The 16,583-nt window shown below is 67.6% G+C and carries 19 protein-coding genes; 17 read left to right on the forward strand and 2 right to left on the reverse strand.

The window, feature by feature from the left end:
* Nucleotides 1-237 precede the first annotated feature (237 nt).
* Nucleotides 238-1,062 carry a PhnD/SsuA/transferrin family substrate-binding protein gene (locus tag DCN14_RS00945; protein ID WP_096500788.1) on the forward strand — a complete coding sequence of 275 codons (825 nt, stop codon included), beginning with the start codon at nt 238-240 and terminating at the stop codon, nt 1,060-1,062.
* Nucleotides 1,063-1,075: 13 nt separating this feature from the next.
* On the opposite strand, the gene DCN14_RS00950 is transcribed toward DCN14_RS00945, so the two are convergent.
* Nucleotides 1,076-1,819, reverse strand: a complete 744-nt coding sequence (locus tag DCN14_RS00950) for a GntR family transcriptional regulator (RefSeq protein ID WP_096500786.1) — start codon at nt 1,817-1,819, stop codon at nt 1,076-1,078.
* Between the two features lies 1 nt (nt 1,820).
* On the reverse strand, nt 1,821-3,509 hold the full coding sequence (locus DCN14_RS00955) for a sigma-54-dependent Fis family transcriptional regulator (RefSeq protein WP_096500784.1): 1,689 nt from the start codon (nt 3,507-3,509) through the stop codon (nt 1,821-1,823).
* A 130-nt stretch (nt 3,510-3,639) separates the two neighbouring features.
* Here DCN14_RS00955 and DCN14_RS38535 point away from each other — a divergent pair, with 130 nt between their 5' ends.
* From DCN14_RS38535 to DCN14_RS01035, 16 genes are all read left to right on the forward strand, one after another.
* A complete protein-coding gene (locus DCN14_RS38535; RefSeq protein ID WP_240327227.1) occupies nt 3,640-4,026 on the forward strand; it encodes a phenol hydroxylase subunit in 387 nt (128 codons plus the stop codon).
* A 16-nt stretch (nt 4,027-4,042) separates the two neighbouring features.
* The gene (locus DCN14_RS00965; RefSeq protein ID WP_096500780.1) at nt 4,043-5,038 is read left to right on the forward strand and encodes a phenol hydroxylase; all 996 of its coding nucleotides are present in this window, start codon (nt 4,043-4,045) and stop codon (nt 5,036-5,038) included.
* Nucleotides 5,039-5,074: 36 nt separating this feature from the next.
* Nucleotides 5,075-5,344, forward strand: a complete 270-nt coding sequence (locus tag DCN14_RS00970) for an MmoB/DmpM family protein (RefSeq protein ID WP_096500778.1) — start codon at nt 5,075-5,077, stop codon at nt 5,342-5,344.
* A 38-nt stretch (nt 5,345-5,382) separates the two neighbouring features.
* Nucleotides 5,383-6,933, forward strand: coding sequence for an aromatic/alkene/methane monooxygenase hydroxylase/oxygenase subunit alpha (locus DCN14_RS00975; RefSeq protein ID WP_096500776.1), 1,551 nt, complete (start codon nt 5,383-5,385; stop codon nt 6,931-6,933).
* A gap of 86 nt (nt 6,934-7,019) precedes the next feature.
* Entirely contained in the window at nt 7,020-7,376 is a 357-nt protein-coding gene (locus DCN14_RS00980; protein ID WP_096500774.1) for a phenol hydroxylase subunit P4, read from the forward strand.
* 25 nt (nt 7,377-7,401) lie between these two features.
* Nucleotides 7,402-8,466, forward strand: a complete 1,065-nt coding sequence (locus DCN14_RS00985; protein WP_096500772.1) for a phenol 2-monooxygenase domain-containing protein — start codon at nt 7,402-7,404, stop codon at nt 8,464-8,466.
* Nucleotide 8,467: 1 nt separating this feature from the next.
* Complete coding sequence (locus tag DCN14_RS00990) at nt 8,468-8,824, forward strand: 2Fe-2S iron-sulfur cluster-binding protein (RefSeq protein WP_096500770.1); 357 nt, start codon at nt 8,468-8,470, stop codon at nt 8,822-8,824.
* A gap of 17 nt (nt 8,825-8,841) precedes the next feature.
* Nucleotides 8,842-9,786, forward strand: coding sequence for a catechol 2,3-dioxygenase (locus DCN14_RS00995; protein WP_096500768.1), 945 nt, complete (start codon nt 8,842-8,844; stop codon nt 9,784-9,786).
* Nucleotides 9,787-9,806: 20 nt separating this feature from the next.
* Nucleotides 9,807-10,256, forward strand: coding sequence for a heme-binding protein (locus DCN14_RS01000; protein WP_096500766.1), 450 nt, complete (start codon nt 9,807-9,809; stop codon nt 10,254-10,256).
* Between the two features lie 67 nt (nt 10,257-10,323).
* A complete protein-coding gene (locus DCN14_RS01005; protein ID WP_096500764.1) occupies nt 10,324-11,835 on the forward strand; it encodes a 2-hydroxymuconic semialdehyde dehydrogenase in 1,512 nt (503 codons plus the stop codon).
* A gap of 28 nt (nt 11,836-11,863) precedes the next feature.
* The gene (dmpE, locus tag DCN14_RS01010) at nt 11,864-12,646 is read left to right on the forward strand and encodes a 2-oxopent-4-enoate hydratase (protein ID WP_096500762.1); all 783 of its coding nucleotides are present in this window, start codon (nt 11,864-11,866) and stop codon (nt 12,644-12,646) included.
* 41 nt (nt 12,647-12,687) lie between these two features.
* Nucleotides 12,688-13,608, forward strand: a complete 921-nt coding sequence (locus DCN14_RS01015; RefSeq protein ID WP_096500760.1) for an acetaldehyde dehydrogenase (acetylating) — start codon at nt 12,688-12,690, stop codon at nt 13,606-13,608.
* Between the two features lie 45 nt (nt 13,609-13,653).
* On the forward strand, nt 13,654-14,700 hold the full coding sequence (gene dmpG / locus DCN14_RS01020; RefSeq protein ID WP_096500758.1) for a 4-hydroxy-2-oxovalerate aldolase: 1,047 nt from the start codon (nt 13,654-13,656) through the stop codon (nt 14,698-14,700).
* Nucleotides 14,697-15,485: a 2-oxo-3-hexenedioate decarboxylase gene (dmpH, locus tag DCN14_RS01025; protein WP_096500756.1), complete on the forward strand. Its 789-nt coding sequence runs from the start codon at nt 14,697-14,699 to the stop codon at nt 15,483-15,485. The genes dmpG and dmpH overlap by 4 nt, the downstream gene beginning before the upstream one ends.
* Nucleotides 15,486-15,504: 19 nt before the next feature.
* Nucleotides 15,505-15,696 (forward strand): 2-hydroxymuconate tautomerase, encoded by a 192-nt coding sequence (locus tag DCN14_RS01030; RefSeq protein ID WP_096500754.1) that lies wholly within the window; start codon nt 15,505-15,507, stop codon nt 15,694-15,696.
* Between the two features lie 37 nt (nt 15,697-15,733).
* Nucleotides 15,734-16,555, forward strand: coding sequence for an alpha/beta fold hydrolase (locus DCN14_RS01035; protein ID WP_096500752.1), 822 nt, complete (start codon nt 15,734-15,736; stop codon nt 16,553-16,555).
* Nucleotides 16,556-16,583: the final 28 nt, after the last annotated feature.

The raw sequence follows: 16,583 nt of genomic DNA on the forward strand, positions 1-16,583 counted from the left end.
TCGGGCGGGGCCGGATCGGGCGCGGTCGCCGGATTTACCTGCCGGCTCGCGGCGCGTGCCGGCGCGTATTCGTATGCGAACGATATCGGGCCTGCGTCGTGAGCCAAACCAATCGATTCGGATTTGCTTATCGCTGCTGCGCCGATAAGCTTTGGCGCGCGCCGTGCCGGCTTCGACGCCCGTTACGGTATGCGAACCGGTTGACGCCGCGCGCCCGACGATGCGTAGAATGCCCGCGTGAGCCCCTGGATCGCCGCACTGCCGATGTACAACGTGACGCCGCGCCACGCCGCACTGTGGCGCGCGCTGCTGCGCGACGCGCTCGATGCGTTCGCACGTACCGGCGGCCCCGCCGGCGTTGCGCTGCCCGACGAGCCGTTCGGCGATCTGCACGCGCTGTGGCGGCGCGGCGACCTGCTGCTGTCGCAGACCTGCGGCTATCCGTACCGGATGCTCGGATTACGCGATGCCGTGCGGTTGATCGCGACGCCGGCTTTCGATGCGCCGGGTTGCGACGGCGCGCACTACAGCAGCGTGCTGGTCGTGTCGGCGCGGGTGCATGACGGCGGCGCGACGACGCTGGCCGGCTGTCGCGGGTTGCGCGCCGCATTGAACGGGCACGATTCGCACAGCGGGATGAACGCATTCCGGCATGCGGTCGCGCCGCATGCGCATGACGGGCGCTTCTTCGGTTCGGTGCAGGCATTCGGCTCGCACCTGGGCGTGCTGCAGGCACTGGCCGCCGGCGACGCCGACTGTGCGGCGATCGACTGCGTGACGTTCGCGTATGTGCGCGACGCGCTACCCGAGCGGTTGAACGACATCCGGATCGTCGGCACGACGGCGACCGCGCCGGGATTGCCGTTCATCGCGTCGAAGGCGCTCGACGGAGCGCGCGTGCACGCGTTGCAGGCGGCGCTCGATCATGCGGTCGCGGCCGATCCGCAACGGGCGAGCGTGCTGCGGCTGACGGGGTTCGAGCGGCTGTCGCCCGACGCGTACGACGCGATCGCCCGCTTTGAGCAGGACGCCGCCGCGCACGGCTATCCCGAGCTGGCGTGAGCGGGGCATCGTCCTAAAACGGCAACGTACCGGGCGGCGCATTGCGCACCACCGCGAGCGTCGTGCCGATATGGTCCTCGAGCGCGAGGGCGGCGCGCGCATCGGCGCGGCGCATCGCGGCTTCGAACAGGCACGTGTGCTCCGCATGCACGTCGCGCTTCGAATCGCCGAGCCCGATGCACACGCGCCGGTAGCGTTCGCTCTGCTGCGACAGCATGCGCAGGATCAGATAGGTCCATGGCGTCGCCGCCGCCGAGATCAGCGCTTCGTGAAAGCGCCGGTTGCACGCTTCCCACGCGGCGCGGTGCTCGATTGACACCGGCTGCTCCCACGCCGACAACTGGTCGAAGCTCTGGCGCACGCGTTGCGCCCATGCATCGTCGCCGCGCCGCACCGAGTCGCGCAGCGCATCGACCTCGATATGAATGCGCAGCCGCGTGATCGCTTCCAGATCGTCGACCGACATCGGCGTGACGCGAAACCCGCGCTGCCCTTCGGCCACGACCAGCGCATCGCTGACGAGCCGCGTGAGCGCCTCGCGCAGCGTGCCGGCCCCGACGCCGTACACGTCCTTCAGGTGTTCGACGCGCAGCTTCGCGCCGGGCGGGTAATGCCCTTCGATGATGTGCTGCCGGAGCTGGTGATACGCATGCTCGCTGAGCGTGCGGGCGTGCGGTTCGGTGTCGTCGGCGGCGGCCGGTTCGAGCGCCGGCAACGCGGCGTCGTCGAACGGATGGGCGGGCAGGATGGTGTTCATGTCACGCGTCCTCCTGATCCTGTTTGCGGTTGAGGCGATAGCTGAGCTGTGCGCGCGTCAGGCCGAGCAGGCGCGCGGCGGCCGACAGGTTGCCGTTCGCGCGGTCGACGGCTTCGTGCAGCAGCGCGCGCTCGAGGCCGTCGAGCCCGCCGCTGCCCTGCAATTGATCGAGGATCGTCGCGCAGTCGATCGACATCGCGGGTGCCGGCCGGATCTGCCCGGCCCGGTCGACCGTCGCGCCGCCGGGCGAGCCGACGCCGGGGAACAGGTCCTTCGCGTCGACCGGCCGGTTCGGGCGCGACAGGATCACCGCGCGCTCGATCAGGTTCTCGAGCTCGCGCACGTTGCCGGGCCAGCGGTAGCCGCGCAGCGCGTCGTACGCATAGTCGGTCAGCGTCGGCGCGGGCTTGCCGTGCAGCGCCGCGAAGCGTTCGAGCATCGCGTCGGCGAGCGGCGCGATGTCGTCCTGCCGTTCGCGCAGCGGCGGAATCAGCACCGGGTACACGTTGATCCGGTAATAGAGATCGGCGCGGAAGGTGCCGTCCCGCACGGCCTGTTCGAGATCGCGATTGGTCGCCGCGACGACGCGGACGTCCACCTTCCTGCCGTCGGTCGCGCCGAGCCGTTCGACCTCGCCTTCCTGGAGCACGCGCAGCAGCTTCGCCTGCACGTCGAGCGGCAACTCGCCGATTTCGTCGAGAAACAGCGTGCCGCCGTCCGCGCGCTCGAAGCGCCCGGCGCGCGCGGCCTGCGAGCCGGTGAACGCGCCTTTCTCCGCACCGAACAGTTCGGACTCGATCAGCGCATGCGGAATGGCCGCGCAGTTGATCGCGACGAACGGCTTCGCCGCCCGCGGGCTGAGGCTGTGCAGCGCGCGCGCGAAGCGCTCCTTGCCGACGCCCGTTTCTCCGGTGAGCAGCACGGCGACCTTGGTCGGCGCGGCCGTCTCCAGCAGCGCATAGGCGGCGCGAAACGCATCGGAGCGCCCGACGAGCCGGGTCCGGCCGTCGTCGGGCGTCATCTCCAGGCGCAGCGATTCGACCTCGGTCTGCAGGTCGCGGATCGTGTTGATCAGCGAGTCGGCCTTGAACCACGACGAAATCTCTTCCGCGTCGGGCCATTCGTCGGCCGGCTTGCCGACGATCGTGCAGTGCGGGTCGTGCATGCCCACGCAGGACGTTTCCTTGAACAGGATCGTCCGGCCGATGAAGGCGCTCGTGTAGCCGGTCGCATAACCGATCAGCATCCAGCACACGGGTTCGGGCTGCGGCCCGAACGTGCGGCGGTGTACGTCGGCCTCCCACGAGTGTTCCCAGCGGTATTCGCAGTAGAACGCGCCCGTCGCGGGATCGGCCTCGAAACGCAGCGGCGTGACCTGCACCGCGCCTTCGAGCATGTGCAGCTGGGGGCCGACATGGAACATGTCGAACAGCGATGCGCCGCTGCGGATCTCGCGGGCGAGCGCCGCGTCCCGTTCGCCGGCGGCGAAGCCGACCCGGGTGAAGAAACGCCGGGTCTGCGCGGGGCCGGCGCTTTCCATCAGTTCCTGGCGCAGCGTCGCCAGTGCGCCGGCATGCAGCAGCACCATCCGCTGTCCGGCCAGCCAGATGCGACCGTCGCTTGCCGAAAAATGGATCAGCTTGCGCAGGTCGGTGTCCGGCGGCAAAGGGGGCAGGCTGGGCCGCGTCATGTCTCCTCCATCGAGATTTCTCGTGATTTCAATAATTTTGGCGATCGGTGCCGCGACGGGTACATCGATTTGATCATTTCATCAAATGCGCCGAAGCGGGTTGCTCAAATGATGAAGAGGGCCGCCAGATATGAGGTTTGGCGCGATCGCCGACGCCCGTTTTCCGTTCTGGTTAACCGCTATTGTGGGTCGCGAAATTGAACTTCGCGTCAGGGCTTTCCCTGAATTATCGAGATTTTTTGTCACCTCGGCCGAACGTGGCACGGATGCTGCATTGAAGTCCGGCATGGAGGCGACACCGATCATGAATCAGCACCCCACCGATCTTCCCCCGCTCGATCCCGGCCGCAAGTGCGTCCGCGTGACCGGCACGAACATCCGCGGCTTCGTCGAATTCGAGTTGTCGATCGGCGGCGCGCCGGAACTGTTCGTCGAGCTGACGTTGTCTCCTGCCGCCTTCGATGCGTTCTGCCGCGAACAACGGGTGACGCGGCTCGATGTCGAAGCGAACCCATGACCTTGAGGAGCAAGAAGTGACCATCGAGCTGAAGACAGTCGACATCAAGCCGCTCCGGCACACCTTTGCGCATGTCGCGCAGAACATCGGCGGCGACAAGACGGCGACGCGCTACCAGGAAGGCATGATGGGCGCGCAGCCCCAGGCGAACTTCCATTACCGGCCGACCTGGGATCCGGACTACGAGATCTTCGATCCGTCGCGCTCGGCGATCCGGATGGCGAACTGGTACGTGCTGAAGGATCCGCGCCAGTTCTATTACGCGTCGTGGGCGACGGCGCGGGCGCGCCAGCAGGACGCGATGGAGTCGAACTTCGAGTTCGTCGAATCGCGCCGGATGATCGGCCTGATGCGCGACGACGTGGCCGCGCGGGCGCTCGACGTGCTGGTGCCGCTGCGCCACGCCGCGTGGGGCGCGAACATGAACAACGCGCAGATCTGCGCGCTCGGCTACGGCACCGTGTTCACGGCGCCCGCGATGTTCCATGCGATGGACAACCTCGGCGTCGCGCAGTACCTCACGCGTCTCGCGCTCGCGATGGCCGAGCCCGACGTGCTGGATGCGGCCAAGGCGGCCTGGACCCACGACGCCGCGTGGCAGCCGCTGCGCCGCTACGTCGAGGACACGCTGGTCGTGACCGATCCGGTCGAGCTGTTCATCGCGCAGAACCTCGCGCTCGACGGCCTGCTGTATCCGCTCGTCTACGACCGCTTCGTCGACGAACGGATCGCGCTCGAAGGCGGCTCGGCCGTCGCGATGCTGACCGCGTTCATGCCCGAGTGGCACACCGAATCGAACCGCTGGATCGACGCGGTCGTGAAGACGATGGCTGCCGAATCCGACGACAACCGCGCGCTGCTCGCCCGCTGGACGCGCGACTGGTCCGCGCGCGCCGATGCGGCGCTTGCGCCGGTCGCGGCACACGCGCTGCAGGACGCCGGCCGGGCCGCGCTCGACGAAGTGCGCGAGCAGTTCCAGGCGCGCGTCGCCAAGCTCGGCATCGCGCTCTGACGACGGGAACCCTCCCTTAACCCAAGGAAAGCCAGCATGTCCAACGTATTCATCGCCTTTCAGGCCAATGAGGACTCCAGACCGATCGTGGAGGCGATCGTCGCCGACAACCCGCGCGCGATGGTGGTCGAGTCGCCCGGCATGGTCAAGATCGACGCGCCGGACCGGCTGACGATCCGCCGTGAAACGATCGAGGAACTGACCGGCACGCGCTTCGACCTGCAGCAGCTCCAGGTCAACCTGATCACGCTGTCCGGCCACATCGACGAGGACGACGACGAGTTCACGCTGAGCTGGTCGCACTGAACGCCGCGCAACGCGCACCGACAATACCGGAGACACGAATGGACACGCCAACGCTCAAGAAAAAGCTCGGCCTGAAGGACCGCTACGCAGCCATGACGCGCGGCCTCGGCTGGGAGACGACCTATCAGCCGATGGACAAGGTTTTCCCGTACGACCGTTACGAGGGCATCAAGATCCACGACTGGGACAAGTGGGTCGATCCGTTCCGCCTGACGATGGATGCGTACTGGAAATACCAGGGCGAGAAGGAAAAGAAGCTGTATGCGGTGATCGACGCGTTCACGCAGAACAACGCGTTCCTCGGCGTGAGCGACGCCCGCTACATCAACGCGCTGAAGCTGTTCATCCAGGGCGTGACGCCGCTCGAATACCTCGCGCATCGCGGCTTCGCGCACGTCGGCCGGCACTTCACCGGCGAGGGCGCGCGCATCGCGTGCCAGATGCAGTCGATCGACGAGCTGCGGCACTACCAGACCGAAACGCACGCGATGTCGACGTACAACAAGTTCTTCAACGGGTTCCATCACTCGAACCACTGGTTCGATCGCGTCTGGTACCTGTCGGTGCCGAAGTCGTTCTTCGAGGATGCGTACTCGTCGGGGCCGTTCGAGTTCCTGACCGCGGTCAGCTTCTCGTTCGAATACGTGCTGACGAACCTGCTGTTCGTGCCGTTCATGTCGGGCGCCGCCTACAACGGCGACATGTCGACCGTTACGTTCGGCTTCTCCGCGCAATCGGACGAATCGCGCCACATGACGCTCGGCATCGAATGCATCAAGTTCCTGCTCGAACAGGATCCGGACAACGTGCCGATCGTGCAGCGCTGGATCGACAAGTGGTTCTGGCGCGGCTACCGGCTGCTGACGCTGGTCGCGATGATGATGGACTACATGCAGCCCAAGCGCGTGATGAGCTGGCGCGAATCGTGGGAGATGTACGCGGAGCAGAACGGCGGCGCGCTGTTCAAGGATCTCGCGCGCTACGGCATTCGCGAGCCGAAGGGCTGGCAGGACGCCTGCGAAGGCAAGGATCACATCAGCCACCAGGCGTGGTCGACGTTCTACGGCTTCAACGCGGCATCGGCGTTCCACACCTGGGTGCCGACCGAAGACGAGATGGGCTGGTTGTCGGCGAAGTACCCCGACTCGTTCGATCGCTACTACCGCCCGCGCTTCGATTACTGGGGCGAGCAGGCGAAGGCCGGCAACCGCTTCTACATGAAGACGCTGCCGATGCTGTGCCAGACGTGCCAGATCCCGATGCTGTTCACCGAGCCGGGCAACCCGACGAAGATCGGCGCGCGCGAGTCGAACTACCTCGGCAACAAGTTCCATTTCTGCAGCGACCACTGCAAGGAAATCTTCGATCACGAGCCGCAGAAATACGTGCAGGCGTGGCTGCCGGTGCACCAGATCCATCAGGGCAACTGCTTCCCGCCCGATGCGGACCCGGGCGCGGAAGGCTTCGATCCGCTCGCCGCGGTGCTCGACTACTACGCGGTGACGATGGGCCGCGACAACCTCGATTTCGACGGTTCGGAAGACCAGAAGAACTTCGCGGCCTGGCGCGGCCAGGCCACGAGCAACTGACCCGCAACCGACAGGCAACCGACAAGCAATCTTGACGAGGGCCCGCGAAGCGCCGATGCGCGAACGCGGGCCGACAGGAGACAAACATGGCCGTCATCGCGCTCAAACCCTACGACTTCCCGGTGAAGGATGCCGTCGAGAAGTTTCCGGCGCCGCTGCTCTACGTGTGCTGGGAAAACCATCTGATGTTCCCGGCGCCGTTCTGCCTGCCGCTGCCGCCCGACATGCCGTTCGGCGCGCTGGCCGGCAACGTGCTGCCGCCCGTCTACGGCTATCACCCCGACTTCGCGAAGATCGACTGGGCGCGCGTCGAGTGGTTCCGTTCGGGCGAGCCGTGGGCGCCGGACCCGGCGAAGAGCCTGGCCGACAACGGCCTCGGGCACAAGGACCTGATCAGCTTCCGCACGCCGGGCCTCGACGGCCTCGGCGGCGCGAGCTTCTGAGCGCCACGCGGACGAGCGAACCATCATGAGCCACCAACTTACCATCGAGCCGCTGGGCGTCACGATCGAGGTCGAGGAAGGACAGACGATGCTCGATGCCGCGCTGCGCCAGGGCATCTACATTCCGCATGCGTGCTGTCACGGGCTGTGCGGCACCTGCAAGGTCGCCGTGCTCGACGGCGAGACCGATCTCGGCGATGCGAACCCGTTCGCGCTGATGGATTTCGAGCGCGAGGAAGGCAAGGCGCTCGCGTGCTGCGCGACGCTGCAGGCCGACACCGTGATCGAGGCCGACGTCGACGAGGAGCCGGATGCGGAAATCATCCCGGTCAAGGACTTCGCGGCCGACGTCACGCGCATCGAACCGCTCACGCCGACCATCAAGTCGATCCGGCTGAAGCTGTCGCAGCCGATCCACTTCCAGGCGGGCCAGTACGTGCAGCTCGAGATTCCCGGCCTCGGGCAGAGCCGCGCGTTCTCGATCGCGAACGCGCCGGCCGACGTCGCGGCCACCGGCGAGATCGAGCTGAACGTGCGGCAGGTGCCGGGCGGGCTCGGCACGGGCTATTTGCACGAGCAACTGGCGGCGGGCGACCGCGTGCGCCTGTCGGGCCCGTACGGCCGCTTCTTCGTGCGCCGCTCGGCCGCGCTGCCGATGATCTTCATGGCCGGCGGGTCGGGGCTGTCGAGCCCGCGCTCGATGATCGCGGACCTGCTCGAAAGCGGCGTCACCGCGCCGATCACGCTGGTCTACGGTCAGCGCAACGCGAAGGAGCTCTATTACCACGACGAGTTCCGCGCGCTGGCCGAACGCTATCCGAACTTCACGTACGTGCCGGCGCTGTCGGAAGGCGCGCCGGACGCGGGCGGCAATGTCGCGCAAGGGTTCGTGCACGACGTCGCGAAGGCGCATTTCGACGGTGACTTCTCCGGGCACCAGGCGTACCTGTGCGGGCCGCCCGCGATGATCGACGCGTGCATCACGACGCTGATGCAAGGGCGCCTGTTCGAGCGCGACATCTATCACGAGAAGTTCATTTCGGCGGCCGACGCGCAACAGACGCGCAGCCCGCTGTTCCGGCGGGTGTGACATGGACGCGGGCCGCATATGCGGGACGGTCACGATCGCGCAGACCGACGAGCGCTATGCGTGCGTGTCCGGCGAGTCACTGCTGGCCGGCATGGCGAAGCTCGGCCGGCGCGGCATTCCGGTCGGCTGCCTGAACGGCGGATGCGGCGTGTGCAAGGTGCGCGTGCTGCGCGGTGCGGTGCGCAAGCTCGGGCCGGTCAGCCGTGCCCATGTGAGCGCGGAAGAAGAGCACGACGGCTATGCGCTCGCGTGCCGCGTCGTGCCGGACGGCGACGTCGAACTCGAAGTGGCCGGCCGGCTGAAGAAGCCGTTTTTCTGCGGCACGGCATGTGCCGGCACGACGGCGATCAACAAGTAACCAGGAGGAGACTCACCATGGGTGTGATGCGTATTGGTCATGTCAGTCTGAAGGTGATGGACATGGAAGCGGCGCTGCGTCATTACGTGCGCGTGCTCGGCATGCAGGAAACGATGCGCGACGCGGCGGGCAACGTCTACCTGAAATGCTGGGACGAATGGGACAAGTATTCGCTGATCCTGTCGCCGTCCGATCAGGCGGGGCTCAAGCATGCCGCCTACAAGGTCGAGCACGACGCCGACCTGGATGCGCTGCAGCAGCGCATCGAAGCGTACGGGATCGCGACCGAGATGCTGCCCGAAGGCGCGCTGCCGGCGGTCGGCCGTCAACTGCGGTTCCTGCTGCCGAGCGGGCACGAGCTGCGCCTGTTCGCGCAGAAGGAACTGGTGGGCACCGCGGTCGGCTCGCTGAACCCCGATCCGTGGCCGGACGACATTCCGGGCTCGGCCGTGCACTGGCTCGACCATTGCCTGCTGATGTGCGAACTGAACCCGGAGACCGGCGTGAACCGCGTCGAGGAGAACACGCGCTTCATGGCCGAGTGTCTCGACTTTCATCTGGCCGAGCAGGTGATGGTCGGCCCGGGCAACACGATCCAGGCCGCGACCTGGATGTTTCGCAGCACGACGCCGCACGACATCGCGTTCGTCGGCGGCCCGCGCAACGGCCTGCATCACATCGCGTTCTTCCTCGACGACTGGGCCGACGTGCTGAAGTCGGCCGACGTGATGGCGAAGAACAAGGTGAAGATCGACGTCGCGCCGACGCGGCACGGCATCACGCGCGGCACCACAATCTACTTCTTCGACCCGAGCGGCAACCGCAACGAGACGTTCGCGGGGCTCGGCTACCTCGCGCAACCCGATCGCCCGGTCACGACGTGGACCGAGGAGGAGCTCGGGCGCGGGATCTTCTTCCACTCCGGCGAGCTGAACGAAGCGTTCACGACCGTCTACACCTGATCTCCAAGGAGCACGGCGCCATGCATCGAAACGATACGAACCGGAGCGTCGACGTACGCACGATCGACTGGCTCGCCGCGTCGCGCGCGGCGCAGGCGGCGGCCGAGGCCGCCGAGCGGCTCGGCGTGCGCGTGAACGTCGCGGTGGTCGATGCGGCCGGCCTGCTCGCGGCCTTCGTGCGCATGCCCGGCGCGCCGCTGCATTCGATCGACATCGCGATCGACAAGGCGTACACGGCCGCGAGCTTCGGCTTGCCGACCGGCGCGTGGCACGACGCGCTGGCGACGCACTCGGACGCGGTGCGGCAGGGCCTCGTGCTGCGCGCGCGCTTCGTCGCGTTCGGCGGCGGGCTGCCGATCGTCGACGACGGCGCGTTGATCGGCGGCATCGGCGTATCGGGCGGCAGCGAGGCGCAGGACGAGCAATGCGCGCACGCGGGGCTCGACGCGGCCGGCTTCGGCGGCCCGTGAAACACGACGCGCGAACAGGCTTCCCACCCCCACGGATCACGGATTCACGACTATCGGTACCCACATCATGTACGACACCGAACCCCTTGCCGCGACACGCGGCCCCGCCGGCGGGCAGCCGGAACCGCGGCTCGTCCGCAACTTCATCGACGGCGACTATCGCGCGGGCGAACGCTGGTTCGACAAGCGCTCGCCGCTCGACAACGCGGTGATCGCGCGCGTGGCCGAAGCGAGCCGCGCCGATGTCGACGCCGCGGTACAGGCGGCGCGCGCGGCGCTGGCCGGGCCGTGGGGCGGCCTGAGCATCGCGCAGCGCGTCGAGATCCTGTATGCGGTGGCCGACGGCATCACGCGCCGCTTCGACGATTTTCTCGAAGCGGAAGTGGCCGACACCGGCAAGCCGGTGAGCCTCGCGAGCCATATCGACATCCCGCGCGGCGCGGCGAACTTCAAGGTGTTCGCCGACGTGGTGAAGAACGTGCCCGGCGAAACGTTCGAAATGGCGACGCCGGACGGCGCCGGCGCGCTCAACTACGCGATCCGCCGCCCGGTCGGCGTGGTCGGCGTGATCTGCCCGTGGAACCTGCCGCTGCTGCTGATGACGTGGAAGGTGGGGCCGGCGCTCGCGTGCGGCAACACGGTGGTCGTGAAGCCGTCGGAGGAGACGCCGCAAACGGCCGCGCTGCTCGGCGAAGTGATGAACGCGGCCGGCGTGCCGCGCGGCGTCTACAACGTCGTGCACGGCTTCGGGCCGGGCTCGGCCGGTGAATTCCTGACCACCCATCCGGGCGTGAACGCGATTACGTTCACCGGCGAGACGCGCACCGGCGCGGCCATCATGAAGGCCGCGGCCGACGGCGCGCGGCCCGTCAGTCTCGAGATGGGCGGCAAGAACGCGGCGATCGTGTTCGCCGACTGCGATTTCGACGCGGCCGTCGAAGGCACGCTGCGCTCGTGCTTCGCGAATACGGGGCAGGTCTGTCTCGGTACCGAGCGCGTCTATGTCGAGCGTCCGCTGTTCGAGCGCTTCGTCGCCGCGCTGAAGGCCGGCGCCGAGCGGCTGCGGCCCGGCCGCCCGGAAGCGGAGTCGACCGGCCTCGGCCCGCTGATCAGCCAGGAACATCGCGACAAGGTGCTGTCGTATTACCGCCTGGCAGCCGAACTCGGCGCGACGGTCGTGACGGGCGGCGGCGTGCCCGACATGCCGGACGACCTGCGCGACGGCGCGTGGGTGCAGCCGACGATCTGGACCGGCCTCGGCGACGATTCGCCGATTGCGCGCGACGAGATCTTCGGGCCGTGCACGCTCGTGATGCCGTTCGATTCCGAAGCCGAGGCGATCGGCCGCGCGAACGCGAATGCGTACGGGCTGTCGACCGCGATCTGGACCAGCAACCTGTCGCGCGCGCATCGCGTCGCGGCGTCGATCGACGTCGGCATCGCATGGGTCAACTCGTGGTTCCTGCGCGACCTGCGGACCGCATTCGGCGGCGCGAAGCAATCGGGCATCGGCCGCGAAGGCGGCGTGCATTCGCTCGAGTTCTACACGGAGCTGCGCAACGTCTGCGTGAAGCTCTGACCCACCCGTTACTGACCGGAAGACTTTTATGGACTCCACGTTGATTACCACGCTGGGCGACCGGCTGTACGACGCGATGACGTCGCGCACGCCCGTCGCGCCGCTGACGTCGCAGCACGAAGACCTGTCGGTCGACGACGCGTACCGCATCCAGCAGCGCTTCGTGCAGCGCCGCCTCGATGCAGGCGAGACCGTCGTCGGCAAGAAGATCGGCGTCACGTCGAAGGCGGTGATGGACATGCTCGGCGTGTACCAGCCCGACTTCGGCTACCTGCTGTCGGGCATGGTGTATGGCGAAGGCGAGTGCATCGCGCTCGACACGCTGATCCAGCCGAAGGCCGAAGGCGAGATCGCGTTCGTGCTGAAGCGGGACCTGCTCGGCCCGGGCGTGACGAACGCGATGGTGCTGGCGGCGACCGAATGCGTGATGCCGTGCTTCGAGATCGTCGATTCGCGCATTCGCGACTGGAAGATCCGCATCGGCGACACGGTGGCCGACAACGCGTCGTGCGGCGTGTTCGTGCTCGGCGACCGCGCGGTGAGCACGCGCAGCGTCGATCTGTCGACCTGCGGGATGGTGCTCGAGAAGAACGGCGACGTGATCGGCACCGGCGCCGGTGCGGCCGCGCTCGGCTCGCCGGTGAATGCCGTCGCGTGGCTCGCCAATACGCTCGGCCGCCTCGGCATTCCGCTGAAGGCCGGCGAAGTGATCCTGTCCGGCGCGCTCGCGGCAATGGCGCCGGTCGGACCCGGCGACAACTTCCGCGTGTCGATCGGCGGGATCGGCGCGTGTTCGGTGCGGTTCGCGTGAGCGTCGCACATTCCCCATTTCAGTCAAACGAGGCATTCCCCATGACCCGAAAGATCCGTTGCGCGCTGATCGGCCCCGGCAACATCGGCACCGACCTGCTCGCCAAACTGATGCGCAGCCCCGTGCTCGAACCCGTGTGGATGGTCGGCATCGATCCCGATTCGGACGGCCTGAAGCGTGCGCGCGAACTCGGCCTGAAGACCACCGCCGAGGGCGTCGACGGCCTGCTGCCGCACGTGCAGGCCGTCGGCGTGCAGATCGCGTTCGACGCGACGAGCGCGTACGTCCACGCGGAGAACAGCCGCAAGCTGAACGCGCTCGGCGTGCTGATGATCGACCTGACGCCGGCCGCGATCGGCCCGTACTGCGTGCCGCCCGTCAACCTGAAGGACCACATCGGCTCCGGCGAGATGAACGTCAACATGGTCACGTGCGGCGGCCAGGCAACCATTCCGATGGTGCGCGCGATCTCGCGCGTGCAGCCGGTTGCGTACGGCGAGATCGTCGCGACCGTGTCGTCGCGCTCGGTCGGCCCCGGCACCCGCAAGAACATCGACGAATTCACGCGCACCACGGCGGCGGCCGTCGCGCAAGTGGGCGGCGCGAAGCAGGGCAAGGCCATCATCGTGATCAACCCGGCCGATCCGCCGCTGATCATGCGCGATACCGTGCATTGCCTGACGGAAAGCGCGCCCGACGAAGCGCGCATCGTCGAATCGGTGCACGCGATGATCGCCGACGTGCAGCGTTACGTGCCGGGTTACCGGCTCGTCAACGGGCCGGTGTTCGACGGCAACCGCGTGTCCGTCTATCTCGAGGTCGAAGGCCTCGGCGACTACCTGCCGAAATACGCGGGCAACCTCGACATCATGACGGCCGCCGCCGCGCGCACCGCCGAAATGTTCGCCGAGGAGCTGCTGGCCGGGCGCCTCACGCTGGCGTCGGCCGCGCAGGCGGCCTGACGCGCGCAGATGCGACTTCCACGACCGGACAAAGAGGAAACGGCAATGAATCTCAAAGGCAAACGCATCACCGTCCACGACATGACGCTGCGTGACGGCATGCACCCGAAGCGTCACCAGATGACGCTCGACCAGATGCGCTCGATCGCGACCGGGCTCGACGCGGCCGGCGTGCCGCTGATCGAGGTCACGCACGGCGACGGCCTCGGCGGCTCGTCGGTCAACTACGGCTTTCCCGCGCATACCGACGCGGAATATCTCGGCGCGGTGATCCCGCTGCTCAAGCGCGCGAAGGTGTCCGCGCTGCTGCTGCCGGGCATCGGCACCGTCGATCATCTGAAGGAAGCGCATGCGCTCGGCGTGCATACGATCCGGGTCGCGACGCACTGCACCGAGGCCGACGTGTCCGAGCAGCACATCGCGATGGCGCGCCAGCTCGACATGGACACCGTCGGCTTCCTGATGATGAGCCACATGAACAGCCCGGAAGGACTGGTGAAGCAGGCGAAGCTGATGGAGTCGTACGGCGCGAACTGCATCTACATCACCGATTCGGCCGGCTACATGCTGCCCGACGACGTGAAGGCGCGCCTCGGCGCGGTGCGTGACGCGCTGCAGCCCGATACCGAACTGGGCTTTCACGGCCACCACAACCTCGCGATGGGCGTCGCGAACTCGATTGCCGCGATCGAGGCCGGCGCGAACCGGATCGACGGCGCGGCGGCGGGGCTCGGCGCCGGCGCGGGCAACACGCCGCTCGAAGTGTTCGTTGCCGTGTGCGAGCGGATGGGCATCGAGACCGGCATCGACGTGTGGAAGATCCAGGACGTCGCGGAGGATCTCGTCGTGCCGATGATGGACTTCCCGATCCGCATCGACCGCGACGCGCTGACGCTCGGCTATGCCGGCGTCTACGGGTCGTTCCTGCTGTTCGCGAAGCGGGCCGGCGAGAAGTACGGGATTCCGGCGCGCGACATTCTCGTCGAGCTGGGCCGGCGCGGGATGGTCGGCGGACAGGAGGACATGATCGAGGACACCGCGCTGACGCTCGCGAAGGCGCGCGCCGCGCAAGCGAAGCGGGAGGCCGCATGAACCTGTCGATTGACACGATCGAGTCGCTGGCCGCGCATCTCGACGACTGCATGCGCGAAGCGCGCGACACGCCGAAGATCACCGACCGTCATCCGGAGATGGACTGGGACGACGCGTACGCGGTGCAGGATGCGATCCGCCGCCGGCAGCTCGCGCGCGGTGCGCGCATCGTCGGCTACAAGGCCGGCCTGACCTCGCACGCGAAGATGCGGCAGATGGGCGTCGACACGCCGGTGTTCGGTTTCCTGACTGACGTTTACGACCTGCCCGACGGCGGCGAGTGCGACACGTCCGCGCTGATTCATCCGAAGGTGGAGCCGGAGATCGCGTTCGTGACGAAGGCCGAGTTGAAGGGACCGGGCTGCCATGTCGGCGCGGTGCTCGCCGCGACCGACTTCGTCGTCGCCGGGATCGAGGTGATCGATAGCCGCTACCGCGATTTCAAGTTCGACCTGAAAAGCGTGGTGGCCGACAACACGTCGGCCGCGCGTTTCGTCGCGGGCGGCCGCCCGCTGGCGGTGGACGGCGTCGACCTGCGCACGCTCGGCATCGTGCTCGAGAAGAACGGGCAGCCGGTGGCGTTCGGCGCCGGCGCGGCGGTGCTCGGCCATCCGGCCGCCGCGATCGCGATGCTCGCGAACCACCTGGGCGCGCGCGGCGAATCGATTCCCGCGGGCAGCCTGATCCTGTCGGGCGGCATCACGGAGGCGGTGGCCGTCGCGGCCGGCGACAACGTGACGCTGCGCGTGCAGGACATCGGGTCGGTCGGCCTGCGCTTCATCTGAACCGAACAAGGAGGCCATCGTGCCGGTAGCGCATCTGTACATCCTCGAAGGCCGTAGCGACGACAAGAAGGAACGCCTGATCGCCGAGGTCACCGAAGCCATCCATCGCTCGCTCGACGCACCGATCGAATCGGTGCGCGTGATCATCACCGAGATGCCGAAGGAGCATTTCGGGATCGGCGGGCAAAGTGCGAAAAAGCGCGGACGCTGACGCAGCGTGCGCCACGGAAATCGACTGGAGGAGCGTCATGTCAAGCAACCCTGAAATCGGCCGCCGGATCGTCGCGGGCGGCCTCGACACCAACTATCACGACGTCGGCGACGGGCCGCCCGTGCTGCTGATCCACGGCTCCGGCCCGGGCGTCACGGCTTACGCGAACTGGCGGCTTACGATGCCCGCGCTCGCGACGCAGTTTCGCGTGATCGCGCCCGACATGGCCGGGTTCGGCGAAACCGAACGGCCGAGCGGCTACGCCTATTCGATGGACAACTGGGTCGATCACGCGCTCGGCCTGCTCGATGCGCTCGGCGTCGAGCGCGCGCACGTGATCGGCAATTCGTTCGGCGGCGCACTGGCGCTCGCGCTGGCGATCCGCGCGCCCGAGCGGGTCGGGCGGCTCGTGCTGATGGGGGCGGCGGGCACGCGCTTCACGCTGACCGAAGGGCTCGACGCCGTCTGGGGCTATACGCCGTCGATCGCGAACATGCGCGGTCTGCTCGACATCTTCGCGTTCGACCGCACGCTCGTGAACGACGAGCTTGCGAAGCTGCGCTACGACGCGAGCGTGCGGCCCGGCTACCAGGAGGCGTTCGCGAACATGTTCCCCGCGCCGCGTCAGCGCTGGGTCGATGCGCTCGCGAGCGACGACGCGAAGCTGCGCGCGCTGCCGCACGACACGCTGATCGTCCACGGCCGCGAGGATCGCGTGATTCCGCTCGACAGTTCGATGAGGCTGCTGGCGCTGTTGCCGAACGCGCAACTGCACGTGTTCGGCCGCTGCGGGCACTGGACGCAGATCGAGCACGCCACGCGCTTCAACCGGCTCGTGATCGAGCACTTCAACGAATAGGCGGAACGGTAGGGCGATCAGGGCGGAC

The organism is Burkholderia sp. IDO3 (assembly GCF_003366075.1).
Classification (GTDB): Bacteria; Pseudomonadota; Gammaproteobacteria; order Burkholderiales; family Burkholderiaceae; genus Burkholderia; species Burkholderia anthina.